This is a genomic window from Bacillus sp. EB600, from assembly GCF_024494385.1.
In the GTDB taxonomy this organism is placed as follows: Bacteria; Bacillota; Bacilli; order Bacillales; family Cytobacillaceae; genus JAEVLT01.
In genome coordinates this window covers 52,027-67,868 of the sequence record NZ_JAEVLT010000002.1, presented here as the reverse complement: position 1 = coordinate 67,868, position 15,842 = coordinate 52,027, and the positions used below count along the sequence as shown (strand labels likewise).

General features: G+C 39.8%; 15 protein-coding genes and 1 other RNA gene. 14 read left to right on the top strand and 2 right to left on the bottom strand.

Annotation, left to right across the window (positions count from 1 at the left end; genetic code table 11):
- Nucleotides 1–15: 15 nt before the first annotated feature.
- The 3 genes from aspS (at nt 16) to JN080_RS03025 (ending at nt 3,016) form a co-directional block, all read left to right on the top strand.
- The gene (aspS, locus tag JN080_RS03035; RefSeq protein ID WP_256234428.1) at nt 16–1,791 is read left to right on the top strand and encodes an aspartate--tRNA ligase; all 1,776 of its coding nucleotides are present in this window, start codon (nt 16–18) and stop codon (nt 1,789–1,791) included.
- A 63-nt stretch (nt 1,792–1,854) separates the two neighbouring features.
- Nucleotides 1,855–2,053, top strand: a non-coding RNA gene (gene ssrS, locus JN080_RS03030) — 6S RNA.
- A 195-nt stretch (nt 2,054–2,248) separates the two neighbouring features.
- On the top strand, nt 2,249–3,016 hold the full coding sequence (locus tag JN080_RS03025; RefSeq protein ID WP_256234427.1) for a tRNA threonylcarbamoyladenosine dehydratase: 768 nt from the start codon (nt 2,249–2,251) through the stop codon (nt 3,014–3,016).
- A 652-nt stretch (nt 3,017–3,668) separates the two neighbouring features.
- Here the strand turns inward: JN080_RS03025 and JN080_RS03020 are convergent.
- Nucleotides 3,669–4,589 carry a nuclease-related domain-containing protein gene (locus tag JN080_RS03020; protein WP_256234426.1) on the bottom strand — a complete coding sequence of 307 codons (921 nt, stop codon included), beginning with the start codon at nt 4,587–4,589 and terminating at the stop codon, nt 3,669–3,671.
- Between the two features lie 168 nt (nt 4,590–4,757).
- On the opposite strand from JN080_RS03020, the gene JN080_RS03015 reads away from it, so the two are divergent.
- Nucleotides 4,758–5,681 carry an ABC transporter ATP-binding protein gene (locus JN080_RS03015; RefSeq protein ID WP_256234425.1) on the top strand — a complete coding sequence of 308 codons (924 nt, stop codon included), beginning with the start codon at nt 4,758–4,760 and terminating at the stop codon, nt 5,679–5,681.
- A complete protein-coding gene (locus tag JN080_RS03010; protein ID WP_256234424.1) occupies nt 5,678–6,628 on the top strand; it encodes an ABC transporter permease in 951 nt (316 codons plus the stop codon). Before JN080_RS03015 ends, JN080_RS03010 begins: the two co-directional genes overlap by 4 nt.
- 68 nt (nt 6,629–6,696) lie before the next feature.
- On the opposite strand, the gene JN080_RS03005 is transcribed toward JN080_RS03010, so the two are convergent.
- Entirely contained in the window at nt 6,697–7,971 is a 1,275-nt protein-coding gene (locus tag JN080_RS03005) for a replication-associated recombination protein A (protein ID WP_256234423.1), read from the bottom strand.
- A gap of 168 nt (nt 7,972–8,139) precedes the next feature.
- On the opposite strand from JN080_RS03005, the gene JN080_RS03000 reads away from it, so the two are divergent.
- From JN080_RS03000 to JN080_RS02960, 9 genes are all read left to right on the top strand, one after another.
- Nucleotides 8,140–8,829 (top strand): YczE/YyaS/YitT family protein, encoded by a 690-nt coding sequence (locus tag JN080_RS03000; RefSeq protein ID WP_256234422.1) that lies wholly within the window; start codon nt 8,140–8,142, stop codon nt 8,827–8,829.
- Nucleotides 8,829–9,248 (top strand): cysteine metabolism transcriptional regulator CymR, encoded by a 420-nt coding sequence (cymR, locus tag JN080_RS02995; protein ID WP_256234421.1) that lies wholly within the window; start codon nt 8,829–8,831, stop codon nt 9,246–9,248. The genes JN080_RS03000 and cymR overlap by 1 nt, the downstream gene beginning before the upstream one ends.
- A 52-nt stretch (nt 9,249–9,300) precedes the next feature.
- Nucleotides 9,301–10,443 carry a cysteine desulfurase family protein gene (locus JN080_RS02990; protein ID WP_256234420.1) on the top strand — a complete coding sequence of 381 codons (1,143 nt, stop codon included), beginning with the start codon at nt 9,301–9,303 and terminating at the stop codon, nt 10,441–10,443.
- Nucleotides 10,444–10,486: 43 nt separating this feature from the next.
- Nucleotides 10,487–11,605, top strand: coding sequence for a tRNA 2-thiouridine(34) synthase MnmA (mnmA, locus tag JN080_RS02985; RefSeq protein WP_256234419.1), 1,119 nt, complete (start codon nt 10,487–10,489; stop codon nt 11,603–11,605).
- Between the two features lie 266 nt (nt 11,606–11,871).
- The gene (locus tag JN080_RS02980; RefSeq protein ID WP_256234698.1) at nt 11,872–12,525 is read left to right on the top strand and encodes a tetratricopeptide repeat protein; all 654 of its coding nucleotides are present in this window, start codon (nt 11,872–11,874) and stop codon (nt 12,523–12,525) included.
- Nucleotides 12,526–12,556: 31 nt separating this feature from the next.
- Nucleotides 12,557–14,968 (top strand): SF1B family DNA helicase RecD2, encoded by a 2,412-nt coding sequence (recD2, locus tag JN080_RS02975; RefSeq protein WP_256234417.1) that lies wholly within the window; start codon nt 12,557–12,559, stop codon nt 14,966–14,968.
- 33 nt (nt 14,969–15,001) lie between these two features.
- Nucleotides 15,002–15,478 carry a PRC-barrel domain-containing protein gene (locus JN080_RS02970; protein WP_256234416.1) on the top strand — a complete coding sequence of 159 codons (477 nt, stop codon included), beginning with the start codon at nt 15,002–15,004 and terminating at the stop codon, nt 15,476–15,478.
- A 12-nt stretch (nt 15,479–15,490) separates the two neighbouring features.
- Complete coding sequence (locus JN080_RS02965) at nt 15,491–15,682, top strand: DUF2797 domain-containing protein (protein WP_256234415.1); 192 nt, start codon at nt 15,491–15,493, stop codon at nt 15,680–15,682.
- A 14-nt stretch (nt 15,683–15,696) separates the two neighbouring features.
- On the top strand, nt 15,697–15,831 hold the full coding sequence (locus JN080_RS02960) for a YrzQ family protein (protein ID WP_256234414.1): 135 nt from the start codon (nt 15,697–15,699) through the stop codon (nt 15,829–15,831).
- Nucleotides 15,832–15,842 lie beyond the last annotated feature (11 nt).

Below are 15,842 nucleotides of genomic sequence, written 5' to 3'. Positions count from 1 at the left end.
GAGGATTATCATATTATGTTTGGCAGAAGTTATTTTTGTGGAGAAGTACCAGAAACAGCGGTAGGTGAGAAGGTCATATTAAAGGGGTGGGTGCAAACTCGCCGTGATTTAGGCGGATTAATTTTTATTGACCTACGGGATCGGAGCGGTGTTGTTCAAGTAGTTTTTAATCCGGAAACATCATTGGAAGCCCTGCAATTAGCCGAAAAAATCCGCAGTGAATATGTACTTAGTATTGAAGGGCAGGTTGTTGCCCGTGAGGAATCAACCTATAACGATAACATTTCAACCGGAAAAATTGAAGTTCAGGCTCAGTCTGTAACGATTCTTAATGCAGCAAAGACACCACCTTTTGAAATATCTGATGACACAGAAGTATCTGAAGATGTAAGGCTGAAATATCGTTATTTGGATATCCGTCGCCCAGTTATTTTCAATACGTTAAAAATGCGTCACCAGGTAACAAAAGCAATTCGAAACTTTCTTGATTCTGAAGGCTTTTTGGATGTTGAAACACCGATTTTAACAAAAAGTACGCCTGAAGGAGCCCGCGATTATCTAGTCCCAAGCCGCGTGCATCCAGGTGAGTTTTATGCACTTCCACAATCACCACAGTTATTTAAGCAGCTGTTGATGGTTGGCGGCGTTGAGCGTTATTACCAAATTGCCCGCTGCTTCCGTGATGAAGATTTGCGTGCAGACCGTCAGCCTGAATTTACACAGGTTGATATTGAAACAAGCTTCTTAGGGCAGGAAGATATTATGGGTTTAATGGAGAACATGATGTCCAAAGTGATGAAAGAAGTAAAAGGAATTGAGGATCCAATCTCATTCCCAAGGATGACCTATGATGAGGCAATGAGCCGTTACGGATCTGACAAACCAGATACCCGCTTTGGCATGGAGCTTGTTGATCTTTCAGAAGTTGTTAAAAACTCAGGCTTTAAGGTATTTACTGCTGCTGTTGAAAAGGGTGGTCAGGTAAAAGCCATTAATGTAAAAGGCGGAGCCGAAAAATATTCGCGTAAAGACATTGATGCTTTAACTGAATTTGCGGCTGTTTATGGCGCGAAAGGCCTTGCCTGGTTTAAGGTCGAAGAAGATGGCTTAAAGAGTCAAATTACAAAATTCTTTTCAGAGGATGAACTCAATGGAATTACAGCAACACTTGAGGCCACTGTGGGAGACCTGCTGCTGTTTGTTGCAGATAAAAAGAATGTTGTTGCAGATTCGTTAGGCGCACTAAGATTAAAGCTTGGCAAAGAGTTAAATTTAATTGACCAAAGCTTGTTCAACTTCTTATGGGTTACGGATTGGCCAATGTTTGAGTACTCAGAAGAAGACGGCCGTTATAAAGCTGCCCATCATCCATTTACAATGCCATTCCGGGAGGATCTTCCATTCCTTGAGACTGAGCCGGAAAAAGTACATGCCCAAGCATATGATATCGTTTTAAACGGGTACGAGCTTGGCGGTGGCTCTTTAAGAATTTTTGAACGGGATATTCAAGAAAGGATGTTCAGCGTACTTGGCTTTACTCCAGAGGCAGCGAATGAACAATTCGGGTTCTTAATGAACGCGTTTGAATATGGTACACCACCACATGGCGGAATTGCCTTGGGCTTGGACCGTCTCGTAATGCTGCTCGCTGGCAGCACAAACTTGCGTGACACGATTGCATTCCCTAAAACGGCTAGTGCCAGCGACTTGTTGACAGATGCCCCTGGGGAAGTATCTGAGGCCCAATTAAGGGAACTTCACTTGTCACTAAATGTTAAAAAAAATAAGTAGTCTGCCTACTTTGTAGAGGTTGAATAGCGCTTTCATTTATGCTAGAATAAGGACAATCAAATAAGAGTCCTGAAGTGTACGTGGTAATACCTGAAGTTTTGACCGAACATTTTATCTACGGGAGTCTGGAGTTTTTAAGTAGCGTAAATGCCCCAATCTTTTCGGGATTAAGGGGACTTACAATAGCTTGAAACAGGACACCCACCTGCTGAGTGCGGGATCAAAACTAAGGTTCAAAAGCGACGGCACGATCGGGACTCTTTCTGTTTTTTTTAAAGATATCTCCTGTCTAAAAAGCGGGGGCTTTTTTTGTTAATCTGAATTTTTATTTTTGAACTTTGATAACAGTTTAACTCCAGCGTCCATCGATTAGTGTCCTTGCATTTAGTTGGATGTATGATATATTTTTTTACGGGAAAAAGAAACATAAGCGAATTTTTATAATGGAGTGAATGATATGTTGCATCAATTTTCACGGAATGAATTGGCGATCGGCAAAGAAGGGCTGGAAATCATGAAGAACAGCACGGTAGCTGTTCTCGGAATTGGCGGTGTCGGTTCCTTTGCTGCCGAGGCTCTGGCCCGCTCCGGTGTTGGACGCCTGATTTTAATTGATAAAGATGATGTCGATATAACAAACGTCAATCGTCAGGTAATTGCCTTATTGTCAACGATCGGCCAGCCAAAAGCAGATTTAATGAGGGACAGGATAAAAGACATTAATCCAGAGTGTGAGGTCATTGCTTTAAAAATGTTTTATACGGAAGAGACATATGAGCAAATCTTTGGCTATAATTTGGATTTTGTGGTTGATGCATCAGATACAATTGTATATAAGATTCATTTGATGAAGGAATGCTTGAAGCGTAACATCCCGATTATTTCCAGTATGGGTGCTGCGAATAAAATGGATCCAACCCGCTTTCAAATTGCGGATATATCCAAAACGCATACCGACCCAATTGCAAAGGTTATTCGGACTAGGCTTCGTAAGGAAGGGATTCGGAAAGGGATTCCGGTTGTTTTTTCAGATGAAAGCCCGATTGTTATTCGTGAAGATGTAAGAAAAGTAGTCGGTAATGAAAATGCTGAAATTAGAAAGGCACAAATGCCTCCTTCTTCGAACGCGTTTGTACCATCCGTGGCTGGGTTAATTATGGCAAGCTACGTGGTGAGGGAATTACTCAAAGATATTAAAATTATGCGTGTTAAGGATGAAAAATAAGCAGTGCGCCCAGAACTTATAGTTTTGGGTTTTTTTATTTAGATTAGGAAATAACCTGAAAAGCAGACTGAAGATAAGAGATCTAGTCGAACAGAACAAAAGCATCTCGAATGTTATCAGAAGAGGGATCTTGTGCCCATGGCAAGTGCAAAGGCGCTTCGATGGTAACGAGAAAGGGAATCTTGTTACCATGAGGGGAGCAAAGGCGTTTCGATGGTAACAAGAAGAGAAACTAATTACCCATAAACAAGAAAAAACGCTTCGATGGTAACAAGAAAAGGAATCTTGTTACCATGATGGGGGCAAAAACGCTTCGATGGTAACAAGAAAAGGAATCTTGTTACCATGATGGGGGCAAAAACGCTTCGATGGTAACAAGAAAGGGAAACTCGTGACCATTAGGGGGGCAAAGGCGCTTCGATGGTAACAAGAAAAGGAATCTTGTTACCATGATGGGAGCAAAGGCGCTTCGATGGTAACAAGAAAAGGAATCTTGTTACCATGATGGGAGCAAAGGCGCTTCGATAGTAACGAGAAAGGGAAACTCGTGACCATTAGGGGAGCAAAAGCGTCTCGATGGTAACAAGAAGAGAAACTAATTACCCATAAACAAGAAAAAACGCTTCGATGGTAACGAGATTAAATACAACTATTATTCAATCTCCCCGTCTTTTACGTAAAAAGAAGAACTACTACACCCCATATATTTAAAATTTTGCGAAAGGATTCTCCGAATGGTTTTCCTTGACAAAATTTTGCACCAATCTGAAATAGCACTTACGGTTACTTTTCTATCTGGAAAAAGTAATATAAATTCATTTACACTCCGTAAAACAGCTGATTCTACATTCTCTTTGCAACCACACTTATCACAAATTACTATGTTTTTTTTGAAAAAAGCTATAAATGAATGGCAGGAAACACAAGTTATCCCTTTTTTTAGCTTTTCATAATGATAATCAGGGCACTGTGTGAATGGGGATTCTGTTAAATGGAGTGAAACCAATTTTTCTGCCAATTTAACGTGTCTATCAGTTAGTTTTGATGGTATCGATATTATTTTGTCCATATAGCGTTGAAGTTGTGTTGGAAAAAAGGCAGGTAAATTTCTTGGAGCATTATAAAGATAAAAGCCGGGGTTTACAAAGATGAGGTATGATTCAACTGAGAATTTAAATCCATACTCTTGAAGTAGTTTTTTGAATAAGATCTCACTGCGTTTTAATTGATCTAATGGATTCTTTATTTCATTTTCATATGTAGAATACCAACGATCTTTTTCAATGTAATAATCGCCTTCGTAGTTTTTTACATTAATCAGATGGATTGTTCCTTGAAAAATTAATATGGAATCAACTTGGAAATAATTATTGTCACTTTTAAGCAACAAGTCATTTACAGTAAGCCAATTATTTGGAAGCGGAGCTAACAGTTCGTCAAACTTTTGCTCACCTTTATAGCCTTTTTCTAGATTATGATAATTTTTTGAGTCTTTAACAGGTAAATCTATTCGTAAATTTAATGTTCTAAGAAGCTTTAATTCTTTTGATTCAGTTCGAGATTTAAAAGCCATGTTCACATCTCCAATCCTTGATTTGTTTATAATTTTAGGTAATTATACCTAATTTTACAAGAAAAGAATTATTCTCCTGAACGTAAATTTAGTCCTATTCAAATTTCCAGATTCAGCAACTTATAGTAAAATTATCAGAGTACAGTGTTCTAAGAGAGGAGACGGAGCTTGGAAACAATTGTTGAATTGAAAAATGTAACAAAGGTGATCAAAGGAAGGACCATTATTGATAACATAAGTTTTCATGTTAATAAAGGGGAAGTATTCGGTTTCTTAGGTCCGAATGGAGCAGGAAAGACGACAACAATTCGAATGATGGTCGGATTAATGGGAATCACCTCGGGAGATATCACTATTGCCGGAGCAAGCATTAAAACAAAATATGTAGAAGCGGTCAGTCATATTGGTGCCATTGTTGAAAATCCGGAAATGTATAAATTTATGACCGGCTATGATAATCTTGTTCATTTTGCAAGAATGTTCAAAGGGATATCAAAAGCCAAAATTAATGAAGTTGTCGAACGAGTTGGTTTAACAAAGCGGATTGATGATAAAGTGAAAACCTATTCACTTGGGATGAGACAAAGGCTTGGCCTAGCGCAGTGTCTTTTGCACGATCCTGAAGTATTAATCCTTGATGAACCGACAAATGGACTGGACCCTGCCGGTATTAGGGAAATTCGGGATTATTTACGGCTGCTGGCACGTGAAAAAAATATGGCTGTGATCGTCTCAAGCCATTTGTTATCTGAAATGGAAATGATGTGCGATCGGATCGGAATTATTCAAAATGGCTGTCTTGTTGATGTACAACTTGTTGAGGAATTTGTTCATGGAGAAGCAAGCGTGTACGAATTTGAAGTAATTCCAAGTGAAAAAGCTATATCTGTACTGAAGGCAAACTATCCTGACCGGAGGATTACTACTTCACGAAAAGGAATAATGGCCCAAATGAACAAGGATGAAATCCCTGAGCTTGTAAAAACGTTGGTTGAAGCGAACATTCGGATTTTTGCAATAAAGGAAGAAACAAAAACACTGGAGGACCGTTTCCTCGAAGTAACGGCTGACAAAGGGGAGGAGAATTCGTGATTGGTTTAATCCAAAATGAATGGATGAAGATTTTTAAACGGCCGGGTACATATGTAATGATTGCCATTCTCTTGATTGTTGCCTCGATTTTTTCGGCTATAGTAAAGTTTGAACGGAGCGGCAATAATATTGAGGAAAACAAAAATTGGGAACAAATTCTAATGCAGGAGAATGATGCGCTGAAAAAGCAACTGGAGAACAGCAATTCCCCTCAAGAAAAGCAATATTTTCAAAAGCAGATCGCAACCAACGCCTATAGGATCAACCATCATATTCCTCCTGAAATGAGCTATCATCTTTGGAATCTTGTAAATGACACCACACAGCTAATTAATTTAGCAGGATTATTTGCCATCATCATTGCAGCAGGTATTGTTGCGAGTGAATTTAATTGGGGAACGATTAAACTTCTCTTAATAAGGCCGATCAGCCGGTGGAAGATCTTGCTCTCAAAATATATAACAGTGCTTTTGTTTGCAATAGTAATGCTGGCGATTTTATTTGTTTATTCCACGGCAATTGGATACATTTTATTCGGAGGCCCTGATAAGACTTCGATTTATTTAAATTATTATAATGGAACAGTGAGCGAGCAAAATATGGTCATTCATCTGCTGATCAATTATGGATTAAACTCAATTAATATGATCATGCTGGCAACGATGGCGTTTATGATTTCGGCTGTTTTTCGGAACAGTTCGCTTGCGGTCGGCTTATCAATATTTTTAATGTTTACGGGAGGTCAATTAACACAATTGCTATCCCTAAAATTCTCTTGGGCAAAATATACTTTATTCGCTAACACAGATCTAATGCAATATTTTGAAGGAACTCCAATGGTTGAAGGGATGACCTTACCTTTTTCGATCATAATGCTGCTACTCTATTTCTTTATTTTTCAATTTCTGGCGTTTTATGTTTTCAAAAAAAGAGATATCGCTGTATAAAAAAGTAAGAAAGTCTCAAAAGGGCCTGACTGATGTGAGTAGTCAGTCAGGCCCTTTTCTTTTGAACATTATTGTTTACTTTTAGTTAATCTTTCATATACTCCTGAGAGTGCCTGTTCAAACTTGCCCGTCTTTTTCGGGTGATAATAGTGTTTGTTTTTTATTCTGTCCGGCAAATATTGCTGTCTTACCCAGCCGTTTTCGTAATTGTGCGGATATAGGTAATCAATCCCTCGGCCTAGCTCCTTAGCCCCTTTATAATGAGCATCCTTTAAGTGGTCGGGGACCTCACCAACAATCCCTTTTTGAATATCACCAAGAGCTGCGTCAATGGCTAACACGGCCGAATTTGATTTTGGGGAAAGACATAATTCAATTACGGCATTAGCAAGCGGAATCCTTGCCTCTGGAAAGCCAATTCGCTCTGCTGTTTCAATCGCTGCAAGCGTACGGGCGCCTGCCTGTGGGCTTGCGAGGCCGATATCTTCATAGGCAATAACTAAGAGGCGCCGGTTAATACTTGGCAAATCACCCGCTTCAATCAGTCTCCCTAAATAGTGGAGGGCCGCATTAACGTCACTGCCGCGGATTGATTTTTGAAAGGCAGATAAGACATCGTAATGGGCATCACCATCTTTATCATGGGCAAAGCTTTTCTTTTGCAGGCATTCTTCAGCAGTGAGTAAATCAATTATGATCAGACCTTCTTGATTTGGGTCCGAGGATAATACCGCTAACTCAAGCGCATTTAAAGCACTTCTTACATCACCGTTTGATCCCGCGGCAAAGTGGTTTAATGCCTCAGTTGAGATTTCAAGCTTTAACTTTCCGAAGCCCCGATCCTCATCTTCAATTGCTCTGATCAGGGTGGTTTTTACTTCATCAGGTGTTAATGGTTTTAATTCAAAGATTTGACAGCGACTGCGAATCGCAGGATTGATGGCATGGTAGGGATTACTGGTTGTTGCCCCAATTAAGGTAATCATTCCGTTCTCTAAAAAAGGAAGCAAGTAATCTTGTTTGGCTTTATCCAAGCGATGGACTTCATCCAAGAGCAAAATTACTTTGCCTGACATTTTCGCCTCTGCGGCAACAATTTCCATATCCTTTTTATTATTTGTCACTGCATTGAGAGCTCGAAACGCGTAGTTTGTGCTGCCGGCAATCGCGCTGGCTATCGAAGTTTTGCCGATTCCAGGTGGTCCATAGAGGATCATCGAGGTTAGCTGCCGCGATTTTACCATCCTCGCAATAATCTTATCACTGCCGACTAAATGCTGCTGTCCAACGACCTCCTCAATTGTCCTAGGTCTCATTCGAAATGCTAACGGTTTTTGTACCATATTATTCGCTCCAATATTTTCAAACATATTTTATACCATTACCATAACATTTCAGCTTCAAAAAGCATATGAAAGAAGAATGTGTTATAATTTCTAATACCTATCAAATTACTAAGGATTTTGTTAGTATTTAATTAGGGACATTACTTTTCCATAGGGAGAAAAAAGATGCTTGAGAAACGAAAAGGCCAAGTTACCCAGAGATTTGTGGTCTATTTTCTAGGTTTACTGATTATGACATTAGGAATTGTCTTATTAATTAAGAGTAATATGGGTGCAACCCCCTGGGATGTTCTCCATGTCGGGCTATATAACCATTTAGGCTTTTCGATTGGTTCATGGTCAATCATAATGGGGTTCCTTATTTTGGCCGCGTCCGCACTTATTTCTAAGGAAATTCCCCATATAGGAGCATTCATAAATATGGTGGCTTGTGGAATTTTTATTGACTTTTATATGATGCTTCCATTTATGATAACACCTGATTCTTTTTTTGGAAGGTTCATGATGTTTCTAGTCGGAATTCTTTTAAATGCCTATGGCATGGGACTTTATATTTCAGCGGGATTAGGTGCTGGACCAAGGGATAGCCTAATGATCGCATTAACAAATAAAACAGGCTGGAAGGTTCGTAATGTTCGAGCAGCAATTGAAGTAATGGCATTAGTAATTGGTTGGAGATTAGGCGGACCCGCGAATTGGGGTACCATTTTCTACGGTGCTGTTATTGGTCCAATGGCAGGTTTTGCGCTTCCGCAAATGGATAAAATGACGAGCTTTTTACTGCGAAATTGGAATCGAAAAAATAAGAATGAAGTTGTAAATGATAGTAATAAAACGAAAAGAGGTGTTAGTTGATGAAAATATCAACTAAAGGACGTTATGGGCTAACTATTATGATTGAGCTTGCTAAAAGACATGGGGAGGGGCCCGTTTCATTAAAATCAATAGCGCAATCGAATGACTTATCGGAACATTATCTTGAACAATTAATTGCACCATTAAGAAATGCCGGCCTTGTAAAAAGTATTCGCGGAGCATACGGTGGTTATATTCTTGCTCATAAACCGACAAATATTACCGCAGGTGATGTCATCCGTGTCCTTGAAGGTCCAATAACTCCTGTAGAAGGTATTGAAGATGAAGAACCTGCAAAGAGGGAGCTCTGGATCCGAATAAGAGATGCAATTAAAGATGTTCTTGAAAGTACGACAATTGATGATTTAGCAAAACATAGTGATGATGTTGTTTCTGAAGGTTACATGTTTTATATTTAAGGAAAATAAAGGAACAAAAGGAACAAACTATTAGGGAATTGAAGGTGTAGGAATGGAACGTATTTATCTCGATCATGCCGCTACAACACCAATGCATCCAAAAGTGGCCGAGAAAATATTTGAAGCAATGAATATGAATTTTGGAAATCCCTCAAGCATACACTCCTTCGGCAGGGAAGCTCGTCACTTATTAGATCAGGCCCGTGAAACATTGGCATCTAGTATTGGAGCGAAGAAAAACGAAATTATTTTTACAAGTGGGGGAACTGAGGCAGACAATATGGCGTTACTTGGGATTGCGGAAAGCTATCAAACAAACGGAAAGCACATTATCACAACCCAAATCGAACACCATGCTGTCCTTCATGCTTGTCAAAAATTAGAGAAGATGGGTTTTGAAGTCACCTATTTGCCTGTTGATGAAACAGGGAAAATTTCTATTGATGATTTTAAAGCCTCGTTAAGAGAGGATACCATTCTCGTTTCAGTTATGTATGGCAACAATGAAGTAGGCACGTTGCAGCCGATTGCAGAAATTGGTCAACTCCTTGAAGACCATCAAGCCATTTTTCATACAGATGCCGTTCAGGCGTATGGGATTGAAGACATTGATGTTAATAAAAGCTTTATTGATCTATTAGCAGTTTCTGCCCATAAAATTAATGGTCCAAAAGGAACTGGCTTCCTGTTTGCACGGGAAAATATAAAATTAGCTCCACGTTCCTTTGGCGGTGATCAAGAACGAAAAAGACGGGCAGGAACAGAAAATGTTCCATCCCTTGTCGGCTTTCGTGAAGCAGTCCTGCTTTCTCAAGCAGAACGTGCGGTGAAGAGAGCGAAGTTCAATCAATTTAAAGTAACATTTATAAATGTACTGAAGCAGCAGGATGTAGAATTTTCCTTAAACGGATCGCTTGATGATTCGCTGCCGCATGTATTAAACTTAAGTTTTCCGGGTACAAATGTCGAAGCGATGCTTGTCAATTTAGACATCGCTGGAATAGCAGTATCAAGTGGCTCAGCATGTACAGCTGGTTCAGTTGAACCTTCCCATGTACTTGTTGCAATGTTTGGAGAAAATTCAGAGCGTTTGATCAATTCAATTCGGTTTAGCTTTGGCTTTAACACAACAGAAGAGCAGATTGTTAAAGCTGCCCATGAAACTGCAAAAATTGTGATGCGTCTGAGAAAATAAATACTTTCAGGATCATTCAAGCTTGAAAGTCGAGGTGGACTAAATGGAAAGAAAAGACCCGAAGGATACAAGGGTTGTTGTTGGTATGTCAGGAGGAGTTGATTCCTCTGTTGCTGCTCTCTTGTTAAAGAAGCAAGGCTATGACGTGATCGGCATCTTTATGAAAAACTGGGACGATACCGATGAAAATGGAGTTTGTACGGCAACAGAAGATTACGATGATGTTATTCGCGTCTGCAACCAAATTGGCATCCCCTATTATGCAGTGAATTTTGAAAAACAATATTGGGATAAGGTGTTTACCTACTTCCTTGAGGAATATAAAGCAGGCAGAACCCCAAATCCTGATGTAATGTGCAACAAAGAAATTAAGTTTAAAGCTTTTTTAGAGCATGCCATCAACCTTGGTGCTGATTATGTAGCCACAGGGCATTACGCACGAGTTGTCTATCGGGACGGGGAGTATAAAATGCTCCGTGGTCTTGATGAAAATAAGGATCAAACCTATTTCCTTAACCAATTATCACAGGATCAAATCAGCAAGGTCTTATTCCCGATTGGCGAGCTTGAGAAATCGCAGGTTCGCGAAATTGCGAAGGAGGCCGGTCTAGCTACCGCTGCGAAAAAAGACAGCACCGGAATTTGTTTCATCGGCGAGCGGAATTTCAAAGAATTCTTAAGCCATTATCTCCCCGCTAAGAAGGGGAATATGGAAACATTTGATGGTGAAATCAAGGGCACACATGATGGATTAATGTATTACACAATCGGCCAGAGGCATGGTCTGGGGATTGGCGGTTCTGGTGAACCATGGTTTTCAATTGGCAAGGATCTAAACCGAAATGTCCTTTATGTAGGTCAAGGGTTTCATCATGAGAAGCTTTATTCGAATGCTATTATTGCGGACAAAATCAGCTGGGTTTCCAACAAAACAAAACCTACCGAGTTTGAATGTACTGCAAAATTCCGTTACCGCCAGGAAGACCATAACGTGACTGTCCGCCTGTTAGATGGTGATCAAGTACAAGTTACTTTCCATGAACCAATCAGGGCAGTAACACCAGGACAATCAGCTGTTTTTTATCAAGGCGAAGAGTGCCTTGGAGGCGGAACAATCGACCAAGTCTTCAAAAATGGCAAAAAGCTTACTTATGTAGGATAAAATACACCTCGTTTTCTCTCCCAGGAAAACGGGGTTTTTCGTGCACAAAAAATCCCCTTGAAGTTTGAGTACTGTCTAGCTCCAGCGCCTTGCGACTAGTAGACTTCGCCCCCCTCCCTACGATAAGTCAACATCGATTCGCTTGCGCTCATCGTGTTTCCTTTATCTCAGTTGGTGTGCTCCAGTCTATACGTCGCAAAACAGGCGCTTCTGCTTTTCTATTATGGTATACTTTCAGTTAGGACGGATGGAGGGTAAATATGATTATGGATAAAAACCTATTAGGTGTTCAATATATGCAAGATGGAAATATGGAAGAAGCAGCCAAAGCCTTTAACGACGCTATTACTGAAAATCCCAAAGATCCTGTCGGATATATCAATTTTGGGAATGTATTAGCAGCCGTTGGGGATGAAGAAAAGGCGTTGAAGTTTTATGAAAAGGCTATTGCCATTGATCAGGACGCAGCTGCAGCCTATTATAGTATCGGAAATCTTCATTACAACGGCGAACGATTTGAACAAGCAAAAAATATGTTTGAGATGGCCATGAAAAAGGGATTAGAAACAAGTGATAATTTTTTTATGCTGGGCATGTCCTTAATTCAGCTAGAAAAAGGGCGATTTGCTCTTCCTTATCTACAAAGGAGCGTTGAACTTAATCAAAATGATGTGGAAGCCTTATTCCAGTATGGATTGTGTCTTGCCCAGCTTGAGTTGGTTGATGAAGCAATCGCTCAGTTTAGTAAATGTATAGAAATCGCTTCTGATCATGCGGATGCTTATTATAATTTAGGGGTTGCCTACATATTAAAAGAGGATTCAGCTAAAGCAAGTGAAATGATCAATAAAGCTTTAGAGCTTCAACCGGATCACGAACTGGCCAACACTGTAAAAAATTTAATGGAATTAGGGAAGTAGTTTTTTAAAAATTTTAAAAGGTGGGAGTTGGATGGAGGGCCAGGATTCGCTCGATTTATTTTCTGAGCAGGAAAAATTCATTAAGGGAAAGCATCTTGTCACCATTTTTCATAATGAACAAAATCTTTACACGGTTTTAAGAATCCGTGTTGAAGAAACAAACGAACACTATGAAGATAAAGAAGCTGTCATTACAGGGTACTTTCCAAAAATTCATGAACAGGAAACGTATATATTCTATGGCGGATTTAAAGAGCATCCTAAGTTTGGTCTGCAGTTTCATACCAGCCATTTTCGGAAAGATATGCCGCACACAAAGCAGGGAGTTGTAGCATATTTATCAAGTGAAATGTTTAAAGGGATTGGTAAAAAAACGGCTGAAAATATCGTTGAAGCACTTGGTGAGGATGCCATTTCCAAAATTCTAAATCAGCCTTCCCTACTTGATTCGGTTCCGAAGCTCCCTCCTGAAAAGGCAAAGTTGCTTTATGATACGTTAATGGAAAATCAGGGACTTGAACAGATAATGGTTGCGTTAAACCAATATGGTTTCGGGCCTCAGCTTTCGATGCGGATCTATCAAGCATACAAGGAAGAAACACTTGGAATTATTCAAAAAAACCCTTATCAGCTAGTTGAGAATGTTGAGGGGATAGGTTTTGGACGGGCGGATGAGCTTGGCTATCAGCTTGGGATCTCAGGGAATCACCCCGATCGAATTAAAGCTGGTTGTTTATATACGTTAGAAAATGAAAGTATCCAAAATGGGCATGTATACATTTTAACCAAGGATTTGTTGGAAAAAGTAAAACAGCTTCTTGAAGAAAACCAACGAGATCAAATTGAATTTATCGATATTTCCAACGAAATCATTAAGCTTGGAGAAGAAGGTAAGCTGGTTGTGGAGGAAAAGCGAGTTTACTTACCTTCTTTAAACTATGCGGAAAAAGGTCTTGTAACAAACATTAAACGTATTCTTGCCCAAACAGAGTATGAGGATCAGTTTCCAGAATCAGAATTTTTACTTGCTCTCGGCAGTTTGGAGGAACGATTGGGAGTTCAATATGCGCCTACTCAAAAGGATGCCATCCAAACTGCATTAATGGCACCGATGCTGATTTTAACAGGTGGGCCCGGAACAGGGAAAACAACGGTCATTAAAGGAATTGTTGAGCTTTATGCCGAATTGCATGGATGTTCACTAGACCCAAAGGATTATCATAAAAAGGGTGAAAATTTCCCGATTTTACTTGCTGCCCCAACAGGAAGAGCAGCGAAAAGAATGAGTGAGTCAACAGGACTTCCAGCGGTAACCATTCATCGCTTACTTGGTTTTAATGGGACCGAGAGCTTTGACCATGATGATGCACATACACTCGAGGGAAAGCTTCTGATTATTGATGAAACTTCAATGGTTGATATTTGGCTTGCCAATCAATTATTTAAAGCTCTTCCGGAAAATATCCAAGTGATATTAGTAGGGGACGAGGATCAATTACCATCTGTCGGCCCTGGACAAGTCCTAAAGGATTTATTATCTTCTGAACGGATTCCGATGGTTAGGTTAACTGATATTTATCGTCAAGCAGAGGGGTCATCAATTATTGAGCTTGCCCATGAAATTAAAGATGGGCATTTGCCCGAAAATATTACGATGCAGCAGCCGGATCGCTCGTTTATCAGATGTACAACCACGCAACTTGCTCAAGTGGTTGAAAAGGTTGCGCTAAATGCAAAGACCAAAGGATATTCAGTTAAAGATATCCAAGTTCTTGCACCGATGTATCGGGGCCCAGCCGGAATTGACCGTTTAAATTTCCTGCTCCAGGAGATTTTTAACCCAAATCCAAATGGAACGAGGAAGGAGCTTGCTTTTGGTGATGTTAAATATCGAATTGGCGATAAAGTACTCCAGTTGATCAATAAGCCGGAAAACAATGTTTTTAATGGAGATATTGGTGAAATTGTGTCTATTTTCTATGCAAAGGAAAATACGGAAAAACAAGACATGGTGATCATCTCCTATGAAGGTAATGAAGTCACTTATACCCGCCAGGATTTAGGCCAGATTACGCTCGCCTATTGTTGTTCTGTTCATAAATCGCAGGGCAGTGAATTTCCAATTGTAATTCTTCCTATTTCGAGAAGTTATTACCGAATGCTAAGGAGGAAGTTAATCTACACAGCTATAACAAGAAGTAAGCAGTTTCTGATTTTATGCGGCGAAGAATCTGCGTTACGAATGGGAGTAGAGAGAGCGGAGGAAGAGAATCGGCAAACCACGTTATGTGAAAAGCTGCAAGAAGCTTTACCCGCCGCAAACCAGAAAATCCAAGCTGAAAGTCCCCCGGAAGACATTTCATATGAGGAAATGCTAATGAACACCGATCCGATGATTGGCATGGAAAACGTTACCCCTTATGATTTTATGATGATTGATTGAAACTATGAATGTTCGGAAAGGTGGGAGTACTCCTTGCGGACATTTTCGTTATTAAAAGGAATGCCAATTTACAACCAAAGAAACGGATTGAAAATTGGGGATGTATGTGATCTAGCCATTTCTGCTAACGGAATGGTAACAGGTTTATTGGTAAAGAGAGGAACCTTCTTCAAACAAACTTATTTTTTAGCTATTGATAAGGTCTCCTCGTTTGGATGGGATGGGATTATGGTCGATGGTTCCCTGCAGCTTGAAAAGCTAAAATTAACGCCAGAATATACATGTACTCATCAAAATTCCTTAACCGGAAAGATGTTAATTTCCAGAAGCGGGGAATCACTTGGTTTAGTACGAGATGTATATTTTCAGGAAGAAGTGGGCACTATTATAGGGTATGAAGTTACAGATGGTTTCTTTACGGATATCACGGAAGGGAAACAAGTGATTGAAACCGATTTGCCCCCTGCAATCGGAAAAGATGCCATCATCGTTGACGTAAATAATACGTGAGGTGTCTTTTTTATGTTAAAGTGTCCAAATTGTGGGAGTAAAGATATTGGGAAAATCGGGATAAATCAATTTTATTGTTGGAATTGTTTTATTGAGCTTACAGTTGCAAAGGGACTCATATATACCCATCAAGTCGAAGAGGATGGATCATTAAGCTCCCTTGATGATTTGTTTGAGGAAGAAGATCGTCGTTACACCATATAAAAGAGGTGAGGCGAATGAATAGGATGGTATCGACTGCACTTGCTTTTGGTGCCGGTGTGGCAGCTTATAATATTGCTCAGAGAACAAATATGCTGTCAAACTGGCAAATGAGGCAATGGCAGAAGAAAATAAAACGAGTACTTAGTTAATAGGTGAACCC

What these genes read in the sequence shown, in the direction of transcription:
- JN080_RS03020 (WP_256234426.1), bottom strand. Translation starts at nt 4,589, where the DNA reads ATGGCTTTTAAATCTCGAACTGAATCAAAAGAATTAAAGCTTCTTAGA.
- recD2 (WP_256234417.1), top strand. Translation starts at nt 12,557, where the DNA reads ATGGAGGGCCAGGATTCGCTCGATTTATTTTCTGAGCAGGAAAAATTC.
- JN080_RS02980 (WP_256234698.1), top strand. Translation starts at nt 11,872, where the DNA reads ATGGATAAAAACCTATTAGGTGTTCAATATATGCAAGATGGAAATATG.
- JN080_RS02990 (WP_256234420.1), top strand. Translation starts at nt 9,301, where the DNA reads ATGGAACGTATTTATCTCGATCATGCCGCTACAACACCAATGCATCCA.
- JN080_RS02960 (WP_256234414.1), top strand. Translation starts at nt 15,697, where the DNA reads ATGAATAGGATGGTATCGACTGCACTTGCTTTTGGTGCCGGTGTGGCA.
- JN080_RS03005 (WP_256234423.1), bottom strand. Translation starts at nt 7,971, where the DNA reads ATGGTACAAAAACCGTTAGCATTTCGAATGAGACCTAGGACAATTGAG.
- aspS (WP_256234428.1), top strand. Translation starts at nt 16, where the DNA reads ATGTTTGGCAGAAGTTATTTTTGTGGAGAAGTACCAGAAACAGCGGTA.
- JN080_RS03025 (WP_256234427.1), top strand. Translation starts at nt 2,249, where the DNA reads ATGTTGCATCAATTTTCACGGAATGAATTGGCGATCGGCAAAGAAGGG.
- JN080_RS03000 (WP_256234422.1), top strand. Translation starts at nt 8,140, where the DNA reads ATGCTTGAGAAACGAAAAGGCCAAGTTACCCAGAGATTTGTGGTCTAT.
- cymR (WP_256234421.1), top strand. Translation starts at nt 8,829, where the DNA reads ATGAAAATATCAACTAAAGGACGTTATGGGCTAACTATTATGATTGAG.
- mnmA (WP_256234419.1), top strand. Translation starts at nt 10,487, where the DNA reads ATGGAAAGAAAAGACCCGAAGGATACAAGGGTTGTTGTTGGTATGTCA.
- JN080_RS02965 (WP_256234415.1), top strand. Translation starts at nt 15,491, where the DNA reads ATGTTAAAGTGTCCAAATTGTGGGAGTAAAGATATTGGGAAAATCGGG.